Origin of the sequence: Paenibacillus sp. A3M_27_13 (assembly GCF_024213315.1) — a bacterium.
Lineage (GTDB): Bacteria > Bacillota > Bacilli > Paenibacillales > Paenibacillaceae > Paenibacillus > Paenibacillus polymyxa_B.
In genome coordinates this window covers 728,776-746,596 of sequence record NZ_JANAVE010000002.1, presented here as the reverse complement: position 1 = coordinate 746,596, position 17,821 = coordinate 728,776, and the positions used below count along the sequence as shown (strand labels likewise).

The following is a 17,821-nucleotide window of genomic DNA, read 5'->3' as shown; positions in this document are numbered from 1 at the left end:
CTAGTTCATTCTTCCTGTTGCAATAGTGGTAATTCAACTGTAAACGTGGTACCCAATCCAAGCTCACTTTCCACCGAAAGGGTGCCATGATGCAAATCGACCAAGTGTTTGACGATCGACAATCCCAGCCCCGTTCCGCCAGAGTTGCGCGAGCGTCCTTTGTCCACCCGATAAAAGCGCTCAAAGATACGTGGCAGGTCCTTCTTCGGAATTCCAATACCTGTATCACTGACTGTAAATACGACCTTTTCCGTGTCATTCTCCCGCTGTATCGTTAGAACCTTGATCTTTACCTTGCCACCATCAAGTGTATAGTTGATGCCATTAGACAAAAGGTTCAAGAAAATCTGCTGAAGCTTATCTTCATCTGCCTCCATAAACAACTCATCCGGGATATCCATGTGTAGCGTAATTCTTTTTTTGGCCGCAACATTGTTCAGTTTTTCCAGCAATGAATCTATGAACGACGAAACGTGCACCGGCGAGCAATCCAGCGGAGAACGCTTGGATTCAATTTTGGATAGCTCCAGAATGTCACCGATTAGCCGATTCAATCGTTCGCTTTCATCATATATAATTTGCAAAAATGAGCGGGCCGTTTCTTCATCTTTAACCCCGCCACCGAGTAACGTCTCGGCAAAGCCCTTGACCGCGGCAATCGGTGTTTTTAGCTCATGAGAAACGTTAGCCACAAATTCGCTCCGCATATTTTCCAACCGTCGAATGGCCGTAATATCCTGTAAAAGGAACAGCATCCCGCGGTATCCGCCTTCATCCTCATACATCGGGACACCGTCCAGCAACACGAGTCTCTCCTCGGGATTGTACAAATGAACCTCACCATGCAACCTCTCTCGGCTTTGTATGCTGCCCTCAATTAGCTTTGTGAGCTCATAGTGCTTCTTCAGCTCATGATACGGCTTGTCCGTCACCCGTTTACCCACGACACCAAGCATTCGCTCAGACTCACGGTTTACAAGCGCAATACACTCACTTGCATCAATCATTAGAATTCCGCCTGTCATATTACTCATGACGCTCTGGAGTAGATCCTCATTGTCGCGTATCGTTTTCATTTGGTCTTGGAGACTGTCAGCCATACGATTAATGGCTTCACCCAGTTGCCCTACCTCATCCCGGCGCTGTACACCGACTCTTGCGTCATAATCCAGCCCTGATATGCGGTTGGCTACCCCTGTAATATGTTCAATGGGCGAGGTGAGGCTGCGAGCAATACGATAGCTCACCAGTCCAGCAGCAATAAACAGCAACACAAGACCAATCCCGATGGCCGTCCAGCCACGCCGTACTCCCTCCTCCACCGCTTTCAGGCTCATAGACAAACGGATATACCCATCAAAGCCCTTGTCCGATACAACAGGTTCAGCGACGTATAGCATGTTTCGTTGCAGAGTTTCGCTGTAGCGTATTGTCCGACCGATTCCTTCCGCCGTGGCTTGCCGTATTTCATCACGAGATGCGTGGTTTTCCATCTTACGAGGATCACTTAACGAATCGCCAACCACCGTCCCGTCCTTGCGAATGAAGGTCACCCGCGATTCCGTCAGACGAGCAATTTCTTTCGCCTTTTGAGAATAATAAGAGACATAATCCGTACTGGACAGGGCATCTGCATTAACAAAAGGGAATGTAGCCCGAAGAAGGTCAATCTCCCGTCCCATGTTCTCCTCTAGCACCTTCATATTCGAATTTTTAAAAATTTGTCCCATCGTGATTCCAGCAGCAAGGACAGATACGCCAATCAAAATCAGCATGATCAGGGTAAGCCTGAAACGAAACGATTTCATAAAATATGCCCATCCTTTATGTAGGTTAAGTCTCATTCTACAGGCTACTTTCATTATGTTCCACTGTGAAAAGAAAAAAAGGCCAGGGCATAACACGCCCCCAGCCTTTCCTTTATCCTCTTATCCGTTTATAACTTCACCGCCGTTGATATGAATAACCTGCCCGCTTACATATGAAGAATCGTCTGAAGCAAGGTACACATAGGCTGGCGCCAATTCTTCCGGCTGGCCCGGACGCTTCATTGGCTGTGCTCCTCCAAACTCGCTGACCGTCTTGGCATCAAATGTAGACGGGATTAACGGCGTCCAGATTGGCCCTGGTGCTACAGCGTTCACCCGAATACCTTGATCCGCCAAATTGAGTGAAAGGGAACGAGTAAAGGATGTGATTGCCCCTTTCGTCGATGAATAATCAATGAGTGTCTTGTTCCCAGCGTACGCGGTAATCGATGTTGTGTTGACGATAGTGCTTCCTTTCTTCAAATGCGGCAATGCTGCTTGCGTCAGGAAGAACATACCAAAAATATTCGTACGGAAAGTACGCTCCAACTGTTCTTTGGTAATATCCTCCAGCTTTTGCTGTGGATGCTGCTCTGCCGCATTGTTCACAACGATGTCGAGCTTGCCCAGCTCGTGAACCGTCTGTTGAACCGCTTTTTTGGCAAATTGGTCATCTCCGATATCGCCAGGAATCAACACACATTTGCGTCCCTCCTGCTCTACCTGACGTTTTGTTTCTTCCGCGTCCTTGTGTTCATTCAAGTAAATGATAGCTACGTCCGCACCTTCTTTGGCATACGTGACAGCTACAGCCCGTCCAATTCCACTGTCTCCACCAGTAATAAGTGCAACTTTACCTGTTAGCTTGCCAGCAGCTTTGTAAGTTGGTTTTTCAAACTGGGGTGCAGGCGACATTTTGGACTCAATCCCCGGTTGCTGGTCCTGATGCTGTGGGGGCAAGGTTTGCTGAGGTTGGTTACTTTTAGGCATTGTACATTCTCCCTTCAAAATCAGATATTTTTTAGGATGCAACATTTGCATCCACTCTACTCCTGATTTACCACACAAAGTTATTCGTTAAACGAAAAATGTAGTTATTTGAGCGCACAAAAAAACGACCTATGCTTATTCAGCACAGACCGTTTTTTCAATTTAGCATTTGTCATCATTCGATTACAGGCTCTCACCAAATGCATAATTAAATAATATGGCTGTATACCATTAAAAACGTAATTAAAATGAGGAAGACGGCAAGCAGCGTACTGAACATTCGCATTTTGCCAGCGTATTGCGTAATAGGCTGTTGGCTACGAATCGCTTCCAGCGACAGCCGTAACGGCTTACCCATGGCTCCCGCGATACCAGAAATGGCGAGAAACAACAGCAAAACGACAACGATCCATGCTACCGAATAAGAACCCCAGGGAAAAATCATATAGATACCGCTAACAAGCACAAGGATCAGTGCAAATTGAGCCAAACGGTTCAATAGCTGAACAGCCGATATCGTTCCCTCCTGCACGCTAGGAGCCAATTTGTCGATTTTGCCCACAACGAAGGGGAGCAATAAATAAAAACCCATTGCCAGTGATCCAATAATGTGAATAAAAAACATTCTTTACAACCTCCATTTCTTTGTTTTCTTACAAACTTTTTTTCCATAGAACGATCATATTCCAACGAATGACTACCATCTTTTCAGTGTTTTGGGACATGCTTTTCTATGTCAGGATTTTGCAAAATCCTCATGTAACTATCAATACATACGAACTCTATTATACCGGGGAAGTGGGTCAAAGCAAAGGAATACAGAAGAAAACGAATAGATTACTTAAAAGTAAAAGAGGTGTCCAGCGGCCATGACTATGGCTTGGGGACACCTCTTCAAGTAAAAGTATACCGTCTTAGTAGAAAATTGAATCTATACGGTAACTATTTTAATCACACTGCGGACCGATTCGGCGGATTGATCGAGCGCTGCTTTTTCTTCGGCTGTCAATTCCAACTCGAACACTTTTTCGATGCCATTGCCGCCAAGAAGTGTCGGTACGCCAAGGAATAAATCCTGATAGCCGTACTCTCCCTCCAGGTATGCAATGACCGGAATAATCCGTTTTTTATCTTTTACAATCGCTTCTGTCATTTGTGCAAGCGAAGCTGCCGGAGCATAATATGCGCTACCATTACCCAACAGATTAACGATCTCTCCGCCACCGCCGCGTGTCCGTTGTACGATCGCTTCGATACGTTCCTGCGAAATCAGGGTTTCGATAGGTATACCTCCAACGCTGGAATAGCGTACCAGGGGCACCATATCATCACCGTGACCACCCATAACGAAGCCGCGCACGTCTTCGACAGAAACGTTCAGTTCTTGTGCAATAAAGGTACAATATCGCGCTGTATCCAGCACACCTGATTGGCCAATAACCCGATTTTTCGGGAACCCAAGCGTTTGATAGGCAGTATAGGTCATAGCATCTACCGGATTACTCAGAATAATGACGATAGAATCCGGCGCATACTTCTTCACGTTCTCACAAACGGATTTTACAATTCCTGCGTTCGTATTTACCAAATCATCACGGCTCATACCCGGCTTGCGTGCAATCCCGGCTGTAATAATGACGATATCCGAGTTAGCTGCATCCTCGTAATTGGAAGTGCCCGTGATCTGGCTGTCAAATCCCTGTACCGGACCGGCCTCCAAAATATCAAGCGCCTTGCCTTTGGTCGGATTCTCTAGTTGCGGAATATCGATGAGTACGATATCACCTAGCTCCTTTTGAGCCAGCAGCAATGCGGTAGTGGCACCGGTAAAACCGGCGCCAACAATGGATATTTTTTTACGTTGAATGGACAAGTGGTATTCCCCTTCCTTACAGGTTACTAATAATGGTATCTGCGAACTCGGAGCATTTCACTTGTGTAGCACCATCCATCAGACGAGCAAAGTCATAAGTTACAATCTTCTTATTAATGGACGTCTCCAACCCTTTGTAAATCAGGTCAGCCGCTTCTTGCCAACCCAAGTGTTCAAGCAACATTACGCCCGACAGAATTACGGAACCAGGGTTCACTACGTCTTTGTCGGCGTATTTTGGAGCTGTACCATGTGTAGCTTCAAAGATAGCATGCCCTGTTACATAGTTAATGTTCGCACCTGGCGCAATACCAATTCCACCAACTTGGGCAGCAAGAGCATCGGACAGATAGTCCCCGTTCAGGTTGAGCGTAGCAATCACATCAAATTCAGAAGGACGAGTCAGTACTTGCTGAAGTGCAATATCAGCAATCGCATCCTTGATAATGATTTTGCCTGCATCTTCAGCTGCTTTTTGAGCTGCATTCGCCGCATCCTCACCGTCTTTTTCCTTGATTACATCATATTGGGCCCAAGTAAATACTTTATCTGCAAATTCTTCCTCAGCCACTTCATAACCCCAGTTTTTGAAGGCACCCTCGGTAAATTTCATAATGTTACCTTTGTGTACGAGCGTTACACTCTTGCGTCCGTGGTCAACAGCATACTGAATGGCAGCCCGCACCAGACGCTTTGAACCCTCGGAAGAAACTGGCTTAATGCCAATACCAGAGGTTTCAGGGAAACGGATTTTGTTCACACCCAGCTCTTGTTGGAGGAACTGAATAACCTTTTTCACGTCTTCAGACCCTTCAGCATACTCGATCCCCGCGTAAATATCTTCTGTGTTCTCACGGAAAATAACCATGTCTACCAATTCAGGACGTTTCACTGGAGAAGGAACACCGTTAAAATAACGAACAGGACGCAGACATACGTATAAATCCAGTTCTTGACGCAATGCCACATTCAACGAACGGATACCACCGCCAATAGGTGTCGTAAGTGGTCCTTTGATGGCTACAATATACTCACGGATGGCTTCCAAAGTATCGTTAGGGAGCCATTCGCCGTATGTATTGAAAGCTTTCTCACCAGCGAATACTTCATACCAGGCAATCTTTTTGCTGCCGTTATATGCTTTTTCTACAGCTGCGTCCAGTACGCGTTTGGAAGCTTTCCAGATGTCGCGACCCGTGCCGTCACCTTCGATAAACGGAATTACCGGATGGTTCGGAACCTGTAGTTGACCGTTATCAATCGTAATTTTTTCGCCTTCAGTTGGGAGCTCAAACTTTTCAAATTTCGCCATAAGTTCCTTTTCCTCCTCAGATATGAATGGGTACAGGACGAAAGACATGATCTTTATCACAGACAAAAACGTACATCTCTCGTCGTCCCCTCTATTGTACCTTATTTTTTAAATTCAGGGTATACAACCTCAATCTTCCTTCGACAAAGGGTTAGCGCAACTCTGGTGATACATATTTTTGATCCATTGGACCTGTATATTCGGCGCGAGGACGAATCAGGCGGTTATTTTCATACTGCTCTAAAATGTGTGCGGTCCATCCAGATACACGACTCACAGCAAAAATAGGTGTAAACAGGTCTCTCTTGATGCCCAGTTGGGTATACACAGAGGCAGAATAAAAATCCACATTGGGCTTCAAGCCTTTTTGCCCTGTTACAATTCCTTCAATTCGAACTGACATATCAAACAACGTTGTGTCACCGTTCATTTCCCCCAGCTCGCGGGACATTTTGTGCAAGTGCTTGGCACGCGGATCACCGTTTTTATAGACTCGGTGTCCAAAGCCCATAATTTTTTCGCGGTTATCCAGTTTCGCCTGAATATAGGAGTCCACCTGATCCAAACCACCAATCTCCTCCAGCGTTTTGGCCACAGCCTCATTGGCCCCACCATGCAGTGGTCCTTTTAAAGCTCCAATTGCAGACGTGATTCCAGAATAAATATCCGACAATGTGGCTACCGTTACACGCGCAGCAAAGGTAGAAGCATTTAATTCATGATCGGCGTGCAGCACGAGAGCCTGATTGAACGCTTTAATAGCCGTCTCCTCTGGATCCTTGCCAGTCAGCTGATACAAAAAGTTTTCAGCGATGGAAATACCTTTTTTAGGCGCAATCGGCTCCAAGCCCTCGCGTATACGTGCTATCGCTGCCACAATGGTGGGCAATTGCGCCTGAAGCTTGACGGTTTTAGTCACATTAGACTCTCTCGACATATCATCCGCCTCTGGGTCATACAAAGCGAGAGACGATACGGCTGACCTCAAGGCAGCCATCGTGCTCAAATTTTTCGGGTATAACTTTAATTGAGTAACAATTTCATCCGGAATAGCAGCGTATTCGCTTAACTGGTTGCGAAGCTCCTGCAATTGCTCTTTATCAGGTAATTTTCCAAACCACAACAAATAAGCTACCTCTTCAAAATCGGCGTTAACAGCCAAATCATCAATGTTATAACCCCGGTACGTGAGAACGCCATCTACGATAGAGCTTATGGAGGAAGTGGTCGCTACGATCCCTTCCAGACCTTTAGTCGCTGTCATCGTTACATCTCTCCTTTGTAAAAACATTGTGAACGGACTTGCAATGTAAACATTTTCAAAAGTAAGATATGTCTTTTAAATAGCTGAGTAATGTTAACGCCATATGTCAATATTTAAACCTTCTTTCACTATACTGGATTTTGTCGTTTATGTGAACATTGAGGGCTATTCCAACACATTCAAATGTTTTATCGCTTCCATAAATAAATTTTTGAAACCCCTTACAAAAAATATTGATTTATTTGCACTTTTTTACACAGGTCTTGTCTCCCCCCTTTCCCGCATATGTATAGTAGAGCATTTATTTTATGAAAAACTATCGCAAAAGAAAGGAGCCGTGAGAGCTTGAGCCGATTAATCCTGAATCGCATATTTCGTGCTATATGGGTGGCAATCGTGATTGTAGCTCTGTTACTGGGCATATATGCGCTTTTCCCTCTCATCTATCCTTTCCTATTCGCCTGGCTTGTGGCTTATGCCATGAATCCACTGGTTAGTTTTCTGCGTAACAAAGCCCGTATGCCACGTTGGACGGCTGTCACGGTCTCATTATTTGTATATTTAGGTGGAATTGCAATTATCCTTTCTGCGGCAATCACCCGCATGGTCCGAGAAGTTATAAAGTTGGCCATGACTTTCGACGGACATATTGAGCGTTTTAAAAGTCTGTTTATCGATTGGACACAAAGCGATTTGATTCAAAATGTAATTATTGAAATTAACCATTTTATCCGGGATAATCCGGATTACCAACATACCATTAACAGTAATATTGATAAGACAACTCAAACCGTGAGTTCGGCTGTCACTACGCTAGTCGCTCAATTTTTTAATGGAGTTTTGAACTTGCTAACCTCTCTGCCTAATATGGGAGCAGTTCTAATGGTTATTGTATTAGCAGCCTTTTTTATTAGTAAGGACTGGGACCGACATAGTCGGATGCTCTCAAATACGGTTCCTGATACGATTCGCAAACCATTGTCGGATATATGGCACGATCTGCGTAAAGCACTGTACGGCTATTTGCGTGCACAGTTTATTATCATCTCCATTACGGCATTAACAGTCATTGTTGGGCTGTTCATATTGCGTGTGGAATCCGCCTTTACCATCGGTTTGATGATCGGGCTAGTGGACTTGCTACCTTATTTGGGGGTTGGCATTGTGATGATTCCGTGGATACTGTATGCGTATATGTCTGGTAATTTGGCACTAGGGGTAGGATTGTCGATCCTTTATATCATCCTGTTGATTGGACGACAGATCGTGGAGCCTAAGGTGCTGGCCAGCAGCGTGGGCTTGAACCCGCTTCCCACCCTCATCGGTATGTTCATCGGGCTCAAGCTATTTGGCGTTTTAGGATTAATTATCGGACCTGTATCACTAATTGTCGTTGATGCACTGAATCGTGCGAATGTCATTCAGGACTTGCGCAACTATATTCTCGCTGGAAGAGTCCGCTAGATCATGGATAGGAAAAACGGCAGCTCACGTCAAAATCGCCGAAACGTAATACTGCCGTTTTTCATTTTTTTCTCCAGCCACTTCAATAAAAAGCGGCGGTACAACGCTCGTGTTAAAGGGAATACCAACGTAAAACCAATAATATCTGTTAAAAATCCGGGGATAAGCAGCAAGCTCCCACCGAAAAAGACACATAATCCATCCAGCATTTTACGGCCGGGCATTTGCCCCCGGTTCATTTCATTTTTCGCATCGGCAATCACCTTACGACCTTCAAATTGCATCATGGCAGCCCCGATTAGGGTCGTCAGAATGATGAGTAAAATCGTTTTGCCCGCTCCAATCCAATGACTTACCCATATAAACCCGTACAGCTCCGCCAAAGGAATGAGCAGCAGCAACAGCCATAGACGTTTACGCATCATCATGACTTCTGCCCCTCCCCGCCTGTAAAAGTAAACCTTAATGCAGTGTACAGCTCAGGTAGCGCCTGATCTAGTCGAACAGGCTTCCATTCGGTGTTCAACCATACATGACGTGTCATCCCTGTGACAAGCAGTTCTCCCGGTAGCGTGTCTGCCTGGGTCCATACCTTTCCCAGATACCTTTGATGCTCATCGTCCGTTACCCGTCGAACCTCATAGGTATAGTTTAGACGTAGTCTAGAGAAGTCCGTAATTGCCGTATAAATGGTAATTAAATCATCATATCGAGCAGGACTCGCATATTTCGCATTGATTTCAATAACTGGCAGCAAGACTCCTCGTTCCTCCATGCTCCGATAGTTAAAGCCCGCCTGCCGGATCATTTCGGTACGCCCGATCTCAAACCAGTTCAAATAATTTGCATGATATACGACCCCCATCTGGTCGCTTTCCTGATAACGGACACGTAGCGGTGCGCCATACCAGCGTAATTCCGTTTGTTTCTCCTCTTGAGTCATACAAGCTCTCCTATCTTTGTGCATCTTTATCTCTATTTTGCCCTCTCTCCATTAAACCATATTTACAGCCCAGGAACAAAAAGAGGGCAGACCGACCGGTCCACCCTCGCAAATCATATATAATAATGCCTTTATTATTGTGGCAACGGCTTGGACAGTTTATAATATCCGCTATCCGAAGCCAGCTTAAGCAAACTCTTAGCCTGGCTTCCCGCCCAGGCGTAACCAAGTCGTCTTTCCTCACTAATTTTCATGATGTCGGTATACTTTTTGCCATCCCGGTCTGAAAAGAAATACTTATTGTCTTCCACATTATAGAAACGATACCACATTACGCTCGATGCATCCTTTTGAAAAAACTCCGGACCTTGACGATTGTATTTGATACCGTCGATTCGGTTCGCGTCGAACCATTTCAAAGCGCTCTGAGCCGCTTTTTTCACTTCAGCGGTTTGCGGCTGGGACATGAGAAAAGCAGTAATGCCTACTGATTCCGTAGTTGTTTTGGAAGGTAGCTCAAATGCCCGGGCTTCAACAGATGCATAAGTAGCCGGATCGTGCTGTGCACCCCAGATTGTCGGTGTACCATTATTTACAATTTGAGACTTAATTGTGTACTGGATACCTTTGTTTAGCGCTTGCTGAAGTCTGGAGCGAGATGCATCGTCCAAAATATCGCTATCAAACGGCTGCTTCTTGTTCACAATATCGTCAGCCAAAACCATAACTCTAACCATCGCATCATCATTATAAGTTACAGCATCGGAATAATTACCACGTTTAGGGTATACTTGCGGCCAGCCACCGGAGGAATACTGAGAGGTTAAAACGAAGTCAATTGCTTTTTGTACACTGTTCTTAATGTCTTTATTTTTTGTTTTTTTGTATACATCCGCCAAAAAGCGAATCTCGGTTGTCGTGGCCTCGTTATCGAACGTTCCGAGCTCAACACCATCCTTGCTCTTCCATGTGGAGCGTGCAGTTTTGCCATCCCATTTGGATTTATAATTCTTTTCCATAGCTTTGAAGAATCCGCCATGTGGTAATTGCCAGGATACAATATTTAAGGCAAGTGTAGTATCCTTGGATGTATTCCCCGTAGAGAACTTGCTAAAGTCGCGCATTTTGTTCAGGAGGCTGTCTGTATTCACAACAGCGGTTGGCTTCGTCACAGCCGACAGCCCAAATAATTGCTCACGATCCAAAACACCTGAATTTACACCGTCACCATAAACGTCCCGTCCCACAGCTGAATCTGTGGTAAGCTCATAAGAAGCAGTCGCCGATTCACGTCCTGAATCATATGTAGCCGGCACCATCTCCTGTGCCGCAGCCCATGAGGGACTTAGGAGTCCTGACGTTACTGTAATCGCCAAACTTGAAAGCGCTAACATCTTTACGGTTGGACACATCTTCTTCTTCATTTGAACCTCTCCCTTATTTTGAGTTGGGTAATTGCGTTCAGTTTAACCCTATATATTCTTGCTGAAGATTCTTTTTGATAGCGAAGGGAACTAAACCACTATTTATGCATGATAAATAGTTAGTTGTATTATATGAAAATATACCCAAACGATCAATATATTTTAATTTACTAATAGATTAAAAAAGTTACAAAACGTTGAAAACAATAAAAATCCTCTTACTAATGCTGGATTAGTAAGAGGATTTTACGTGCAGCTAATATATAGTAGGTCGATGAGCAACATCGCTTAACCAAATCGACCCATGATGTACTCCTGAGTCAGCTCATTTTCAGGATTCGTGAAAATATCGTTCGTTTTCCCATGTTCAACCAGACTTCCGATATAAAAATAAGCAGTATAATCGGAAATTCGTGCAGCCTGCTGCATATTGTGCGTCACAATAACGATGCGCAGTTCTTTTTTTAATTCGGTAATGAGCTCTTCTACCTTGCCTGTAGACACAGGGTCCAGCGCGGAGGCTGGCTCGTCAAGCAATAGAATTTTCGGTTGAACGGATAGTGCACGTGCAATGCAAAGCCGCTGCTGTTGCCCGCCAGACAGCGCCAGAGCGGAGTCGTGAAGGCGATCCTTGACCTCATCCCATAATGCTGCTTTACGCAGGCTGCTTTCGACGATTTCATCAAGCTGTTTCTTCTTGCGCACCCCACGGTATTTGGGACCGAAGGCGATATTATTGTAAATAGATTTGTAAAAAGGGTTGGGACGCTGCCACACCATGCCAATTTGCTGACGCAGCTTGATCACGTCCGTTTCCGGTGCTGTCAAATCCTGTCCATCCATCCAGATGTGACCCGTTGTAGAGGAAGATGCAATCTCATCATTCATCCGATTAAGGGAGCGCAAAAAGGTCGATTTACCGCAGCCGGAAGGCCCGATCAGGGCAGTCACTGTCTGCTCGGGAAAGGCCAGATTCACTTTTTTCACAGCCTCAAAGCTGCCATAATAAATACTCAAATCCTCAGTACTGAACGGATGAGGCGGTTGCCCCGCAAGCTGTTCCGAACGCGTAGACTGAACGGATGTTGCTGGTGCGGCGGTTTTTGCCGTTCGCGTAATCACATGTTCCATTGTTCTTCATCCCCTTTCTAATCCATACGTTTGGCAGCTGTCAGACGGCGGTATACAACTCTTCCGAACCATCTTGCACTCAAGTTGAATGCAAGCACAAGCAGCACCAGTACGGCAGAAGCGCCTGCAGCAATATCTTTGGAGTCAGGAGCAATCCCCTCACTGTTGACCTTCCAAATATGAACAGCCAATGTTTCAGCAGGTCGCATCGGGTTAATAGGCGATCTGGCATGCAATGGATTCCAATCGGTAAAATCAAGCGGCGGCGTACTCATCCCTGCTGTAAACAGCAATGCGGCGGCTTCCCCGAAAATACGGCCTGCGGCCAAAATCGTACCCGTAATCAAGCTTGGCAGCGCAGCTGGCAACAAAATGGAGGTGATGATTTTCCACTTGGATAATCCAAGCGCGAGTCCAGCTTCCTTTTGCTCCTTCGGCACAGCTCGGAAAGCCTGCTCAGTTGTGCGAACCATCAGCGGCAGGTTGAATACGGCCAAAGCCAAGGCACCTGATAAGAGGGAAAAGCCAAAATCAAACGTATTTACGATAAGTAGTAGTCCAAACAATCCGATGACGATAGACGGGAAGGAGGACAATACTTCGACGACAAGTCGTATAAAGTCCGTAATTTTCCCCGGCTTTGCATATTGCGCCATGTAAATACCTGCGCCCCAGCCAATCGGAATGGTGATAATCAAAGTTAAGATTAACAAAAATACGGAATTAAATAGTTGTGGGCCAATGCCACCGCCTGCACGTAATGTTTGGGGAGCACTGGTTAAAAAGTCAAAAGAAATATGACTGACTCCGCGGGCCAAAATGAAGCCCAGTAATCCCACCAAAAGCGCAACAATGAACAAGGCGAAGAAACAGATTACAAATGTAGCGATCTTGTCGGTCGTTTTAGCTTTCATCAAACCCGGTTTCTCCTTTCAAGCAGCCTTACCAGCAGCACGAAAATGAATGTCATGAGCAGAAGAACAAGCGCCATGCTCCAGAGAGCATTGTTATGAACGGAGCCCATCGCTGTATTCCCCATGCTAAGCGTAATGACGCTGGTCAAGGTCGAAGCGGATTCCAGCAAGGAATGCGGTATGTGCGGAGCATTCCCGATTACCATCTGTACAGCCAACGCTTCTCCGAAGGCACGAGCCATACCGAGAATAATTCCTGTTAAAAGAGCAGGCAGCAGCGTCGGAATAATAACACGGGCAATTGTCTGCCAGCGGGTAGCACCCAAAGCATAAGAGGATTCACGCAGCCCCCCCGGTAAGGAAGACAATGCATCCGCCATAATACTCGTAATCGTCGGCAAAATCATGACTGACAACACTAGGCAGCCTGCCATTATGCCAATGCCTTGTCCTCCAAACACGTTCCGCAGCAGCGGGACGATGACGGTCAAGCCGACAAAGCCATATACAACCGACGGAATACCGGATAATAATTCAATCGCGGGTTGAAGGATACGTTTACCCGATTTCGGCACGATTTCCGTCATAAATAAAGCTGCACATAAGCTGAGCGGACTGGCAATTAAAGCCGCCAGTATGGTTACTGCAAAAGAACCCGTAATAAACGGAAGCGCGCCGAAGGACTTAGGCTCGCCATCCGGGCTCCATTTGGTTCCAAAGAAAAACTCTCGCAGACTGACTCCATTCACCGCAAATGTAGCTACACCTTTGGAGGCAACAAAATATACGATGGAGACAATGACTGCAACTAAAAAAACGACACAAACCGACGTATATATGCGGCCGGTCCATTCTTCCCAGTAATGTCTTTCTTTCAAAACTCGGGATCGTTTATTCTGTTCCATGTATGCCTTCCCTTCAATTGGTTCCATACTGTAACTCCTTTAACCGAAGAATAGAGGCAGGACGCTAGTCCGCCTCTTCTTCGTGAATATACTCGCGTTAGCTGCGTTCATCGAACAGGAGGTGTGACTCTCCTTATTTCGTGATATTACCGTCAGCATCACGTTTCACTTGCATACCTGCTACTGGAATGTATCCCAAGTCTACGACATCCGTTTTTTGGATTTCATCTGACAGAATGTAGTCAAGGAATGCTTTCACATGCTCTTTTGGCTCACCTTTAGTGTACATATGCTCGTAAGCCCATACTGGATATTTACCTTGTTCTACATTTTCAACGTTAGCTTCAACGCCATCATATTTCAAAGTAGTTACTGTGTTGTCGATGTAGGACAGAGCCAGATAACCAATCGCACCCGGTGTTTCAGCAATCAGCTTTTTCACAGTACCGGAGGAATCTTCTTGAATGGAGCCCGGCAGATCTTCCGTTTTTTGTCCCAATGCGTATTTTTCAAATGTTGCACGAGTACCGGAGCTGCTTGGACGGTTTACGATAACGATTTTTTGATCTGCACCGCCAACTTCTTTCCAGTTCGTGATTTTACCTGTAAAGATTTGTACCAATTGATCTTTTTTCAGATCTGTAACGCCTACTTTAGGATTCGCTACCGCTGACATGGCTACAACAGCTACTTGGTGATCGACCAGTTCATCTGCGCCGCTCTCCAGTTTTTCTTTTGCAAACACGTCGGAGTTACCGATGTCCGCTTGTCCGCCGGAAACTTGAGTCAAGCCAGTACCGCTACCGCCGCCCTGTACTTGAACTGCAATGCCTTTATATTTATCGACAGCCATAAATTTTTGTCCCGCTTGCTCTACCAATGGTTGAAGTGCAGTGGAGCCAACAGCCAGAATATTTCCTGTCAGTTCAGCAGCTGCTTTATTGTCTGTTCCTGTAGCAGCTTCTCCTTGTGGTGCAGCATTGTTACCTGATCCGCAAGCTGCAAGTGCAAATACCATGGTGAGAGTCATCAGAATGAACGGCCATTTTTTCAACATTTTTTATTGTCCTCCCCTTAGTTAAGTGACGGTTTTTTATTTATGACCATCAACACTTTTACATTGTAGGCCTGGAATGTTAGACGAACGACGTGGTTTTGTAAAACAAATATAAAATATTGATAGATAAATTATTTTTCGGTATATAATTAATCTATAGTTTGAAATTCACATATGAATGACATATAAGGAGAGCTGCTGGATTCCATGAATATTCTAAAATTGCGTATCTTGATGCTGATCGACAAATTCCATAAGGCGACGGATGTGGCCGAAGCTTTGCAAGTCAAACAACCTACCGTCAGCTTTCATATGAAAAGCTTGGAAAAGGAAATGGGTGTTTCCCTATTCTCTCTTCAACAAGGCAGGATTATGCTAACGGAAGCTGGAAAAAAATTATTACCTTACGCAAAGCAGATCATCTCTCTGGAGCAAGAAGCTAGACAAGCTGTAGATGAACTGACAGAAGAGTCACAGGGTCAATTACATCTGAGTGCAGAGTCGATATCAGGTACGTATCTCCTCCCCACTTTGATGGCTAAGTTTGCTCAACGATATCCAGATTGTCGTATTCAGTTGGAGATTCAATCCCCGGATGCCATTAAGCAGCTACTGAAACAGGGAGAAATTGATTTTGCTTTTCTCGACGATAGAGATTCTCTTCCAGAGTATACGGTGGCAGAGCCAGTGGCTTCAGATCAAGTAGGAGTTATCCGTTCTGCATCTGCACTTGCACCTGCATCCATATCAGAGGAGTTCGATGGACCCGATATGCTGGACAAGCACACATGGGTAAAATATAGCGGTTCATCAGTTGTAGATCAGTATTCCTCGCTAGTTAAGCCTCATCTGGAAATCAACTCTTGGGAAGCGGTAAAGCAAGTCGTAAGCGGCGGAGAAGCGCTTGCCTTCTTTCCTGCAAGTGGAGTCGATAATAATGAAAATGCTGTTCCCTCGGTGGAATGGCTTCCTTATCCCGAGGCTGATAACAAAAGGAGTCATTATCAAATAAACATCGTGTACCAACAAGATACACACATGAACTTGACGCAACAGGCATTCCTTGATTTCATACGACGAGAAGGACTGGAAATAAAAAGCTAGAGAACATAAAAAAAGAGCATCCAAGTCTTATTGACTTGAATGCTCTTTTGCTTGTTGTAACGAATACATACAGCCTCGGTATTATTTCGAGACTTTAATTACGCTTGTGCTGGAACGCAGCTAATTTTGATCAGGTTCGTAGAACCGGAATCACCAAGAGGTACGCCCGCAGTAATCACAACCAAATCGCCCTCTTTAACGAGGCCAGATTTGCGACCGCCTTCCAGCGCATTGTCAAACAGACTATCTGTTGTGTCAACGACTGGTCTGCCTTGTACTGCATGTACACCCCAGATCAGAGCCAAACGGCGAACTGTTCTTTCCTGTGTTGTAACAGCAACAATCGGAGCTTCAGGACGGTATTTAGAAATCATACGCGCCGTTGTTCCGCTTTGTGTGGACGTCAGGATCGCTTTGGCATGCAGGTCAAGCGCAGAAATAGAAACGGATTGGCTGATTGCTTCTGTAATACTAATTTCTTGAGCCGTTCTTTGTTTTTTGAACAAATCACGGTAGTTCAGAGAAGACTCAGCTTTTTCTGCAATACGTGACATCGTCAATACGGATTCTACCGGATATTTACCCGCAGCTGTTTCGCCGGACAGCATAATTGCGTCTGTTCCGTCAAAAATAGCATTCGCCACGTCACTTGCTTCCGCACGAGTCGGACGCGGGTTACGTTGCATGGAATCCAGCATTTGTGTTGCCGTAATAACAGGCTTGCCAGCAACATTACATTTGTTAATCATCAATTTTTGCGCCAGAGGCACTTCTTCAGCAGGAATTTCCACACCGAGGTCACCACGAGCAACCATCAGGCCATCCGAAGCTTCCAAAATTTCATCCAGGTTGTCAACACCTTGCTGATTTTCTATTTTGGAGATGATTTGAATATGACTTGCGTTGTGTTTCGCCAGCAATTCGCGGATTTCCAGCACATCACTTGCTTTACGAACAAAAGAAGCCGCGATGAAATCAATGTCCTGCTCAATACCGAAAATGATATCATTAGCATCTTTTTCCGTAATACCAGGCAAAGAAATAGCGACGCCTGGAACGTTAACGCCCTTCTTGCTCTTGATCGTTCCGCCATTAACAATGCGGCATTTGATTTCAGTGCCTGATACTTCAATAACGGTGAGTCCGATCAGACCATCGTCGATCAGAATGGTGGAGCCGGGCTCCACGTCCGAGGGAAGATCTTTGTACGTAATAGAAATACGATCTTGCGTACCGAGAATTTCTTCCGTTGTCAGCGTAATGAACTCGTCCTGAACAAGCTCAATAGGTTCAACTTCGAGCTTTCCTGTCCGGATTTCCGGCCCCTTCGTATCGAGCAAAATAGCAACGTTCTTGTTAAGCTCCTTACAAGCTTGACGGATGTTTTTAATCCGGTTGCCATGCTCCTCGAAATCACCGTGAGAGAAATTCAGGCGGGCTACGTTCATACCAGCCAAAATCAGTTTCTTCACATTTTCCAATGACTCACTGGAAGGACCGATGGTACATACAATCTTAGTTTTGCGCATTTGGGTTTTTCCTCCGTTTTCAAAGGTGCTACTCTTTATATCTTTTTCCAACAATTAAATCTACTACACTTTTTCCTATTTGTATAGGAAGTTCGTCATATTT

General features: G+C 45.3%; 16 protein-coding genes. 2 read left to right on the top strand and 14 right to left on the bottom strand.

All coding sequences use genetic code 11. The features are described 5' to 3' along the window. Nucleotides 1-5 precede the first annotated feature (5 nt). From pnpS to citZ, 6 genes are all read right to left on the bottom strand, one after another. Nucleotides 6-1,808 (bottom strand): two-component system histidine kinase PnpS, encoded by a 1,803-nt coding sequence (gene pnpS / locus NLX82_RS09930; RefSeq protein ID WP_053325099.1) that lies wholly within the window; start codon nucleotides 1,806-1,808, stop codon nucleotides 6-8. A gap of 120 nt (nucleotides 1,809-1,928) precedes the next feature. Beyond that, the gene (locus NLX82_RS09925; RefSeq protein WP_023987919.1) at nucleotides 1,929-2,798 is read right to left on the bottom strand and encodes an SDR family oxidoreductase; all 870 of its coding nucleotides are present in this window, start codon (nucleotides 2,796-2,798) and stop codon (nucleotides 1,929-1,931) included. A gap of 208 nt (nucleotides 2,799-3,006) precedes the next feature. Further along, on the bottom strand, nucleotides 3,007-3,423 hold the full coding sequence (locus NLX82_RS09920; protein WP_023987918.1) for a hypothetical protein: 417 nt from the start codon (nucleotides 3,421-3,423) through the stop codon (nucleotides 3,007-3,009). Between the two features lie 306 nt (nucleotides 3,424-3,729). Then, nucleotides 3,730-4,671, bottom strand: coding sequence for a malate dehydrogenase (gene mdh, locus NLX82_RS09915; RefSeq protein ID WP_028542892.1), 942 nt, complete (start codon nucleotides 4,669-4,671; stop codon nucleotides 3,730-3,732). Nucleotides 4,672-4,687: 16 nt separating this feature from the next. Then, a complete protein-coding gene (gene icd, locus NLX82_RS09910; RefSeq protein WP_023987916.1) occupies nucleotides 4,688-5,983 on the bottom strand; it encodes an NADP-dependent isocitrate dehydrogenase in 1,296 nt (431 codons plus the stop codon). 151 nt (nucleotides 5,984-6,134) lie between these two features. Continuing rightward, nucleotides 6,135-7,247 carry a citrate synthase gene (gene citZ, locus NLX82_RS09905; protein ID WP_028542893.1) on the bottom strand — a complete coding sequence of 371 codons (1,113 nt, stop codon included), beginning with the start codon at nucleotides 7,245-7,247 and terminating at the stop codon, nucleotides 6,135-6,137. Between the two features lie 345 nt (nucleotides 7,248-7,592). Here citZ and ytvI point away from each other — a divergent pair, with 345 nt between their 5' ends. After that, entirely contained in the window at nucleotides 7,593-8,711 is a 1,119-nt protein-coding gene (ytvI, locus tag NLX82_RS09900; protein WP_028542894.1) for a sporulation integral membrane protein YtvI, read from the top strand. 29 nt (nucleotides 8,712-8,740) lie between these two features. Here ytvI and NLX82_RS09895 read toward each other — a convergent pair whose 3' ends face one another. From NLX82_RS09895 to NLX82_RS09865, 7 genes are all read right to left on the bottom strand, one after another. Next, the gene (locus NLX82_RS09895; protein WP_013309596.1) at nucleotides 8,741-9,139 is read right to left on the bottom strand and encodes an FxsA family protein; all 399 of its coding nucleotides are present in this window, start codon (nucleotides 9,137-9,139) and stop codon (nucleotides 8,741-8,743) included. Then, complete coding sequence (locus NLX82_RS09890; RefSeq protein ID WP_254347928.1) at nucleotides 9,136-9,654, bottom strand: acyl-CoA thioesterase; 519 nt, start codon at nucleotides 9,652-9,654, stop codon at nucleotides 9,136-9,138. The genes NLX82_RS09895 and NLX82_RS09890 overlap by 4 nt, the downstream gene beginning before the upstream one ends. Nucleotides 9,655-9,788: 134 nt before the next feature. Further along, entirely contained in the window at nucleotides 9,789-11,078 is a 1,290-nt protein-coding gene (gene pelA / locus NLX82_RS09885) for a pectate lyase (protein WP_254347926.1), read from the bottom strand. A 288-nt stretch (nucleotides 11,079-11,366) separates the two neighbouring features. Beyond that, nucleotides 11,367-12,209: a phosphate ABC transporter ATP-binding protein PstB gene (pstB, locus tag NLX82_RS09880; protein ID WP_023987911.1), complete on the bottom strand. Its 843-nt coding sequence runs from the start codon at nucleotides 12,207-12,209 to the stop codon at nucleotides 11,367-11,369. A gap of 17 nt (nucleotides 12,210-12,226) precedes the next feature. Beyond that, complete coding sequence (gene pstA, locus NLX82_RS09875) at nucleotides 12,227-13,123, bottom strand: phosphate ABC transporter permease PstA (protein ID WP_023987910.1); 897 nt, start codon at nucleotides 13,121-13,123, stop codon at nucleotides 12,227-12,229. Continuing rightward, nucleotides 13,123-14,055: a phosphate ABC transporter permease subunit PstC gene (gene pstC, locus NLX82_RS09870; RefSeq protein WP_254347924.1), complete on the bottom strand. Its 933-nt coding sequence runs from the start codon at nucleotides 14,053-14,055 to the stop codon at nucleotides 13,123-13,125. Before pstC ends, pstA begins: the two co-directional genes overlap by 1 nt. Before the next feature lie 106 nt (nucleotides 14,056-14,161). Further along, complete coding sequence (locus NLX82_RS09865) at nucleotides 14,162-15,085, bottom strand: phosphate ABC transporter substrate-binding protein PstS family protein (protein ID WP_025722004.1); 924 nt, start codon at nucleotides 15,083-15,085, stop codon at nucleotides 14,162-14,164. Between the two features lie 207 nt (nucleotides 15,086-15,292). Here NLX82_RS09865 and NLX82_RS09860 point away from each other — a divergent pair, with 207 nt between their 5' ends. Then, the gene (locus NLX82_RS09860; protein ID WP_068940189.1) at nucleotides 15,293-16,189 is read left to right on the top strand and encodes a LysR family transcriptional regulator; all 897 of its coding nucleotides are present in this window, start codon (nucleotides 15,293-15,295) and stop codon (nucleotides 16,187-16,189) included. A 98-nt stretch (nucleotides 16,190-16,287) separates the two neighbouring features. Here the strand turns inward: NLX82_RS09860 and pyk are convergent, their stop codons facing one another. Continuing rightward, the gene (pyk, locus tag NLX82_RS09855; RefSeq protein WP_023987907.1) at nucleotides 16,288-17,718 is read right to left on the bottom strand and encodes a pyruvate kinase; all 1,431 of its coding nucleotides are present in this window, start codon (nucleotides 17,716-17,718) and stop codon (nucleotides 16,288-16,290) included. Nucleotides 17,719-17,821 lie beyond the last annotated feature (103 nt).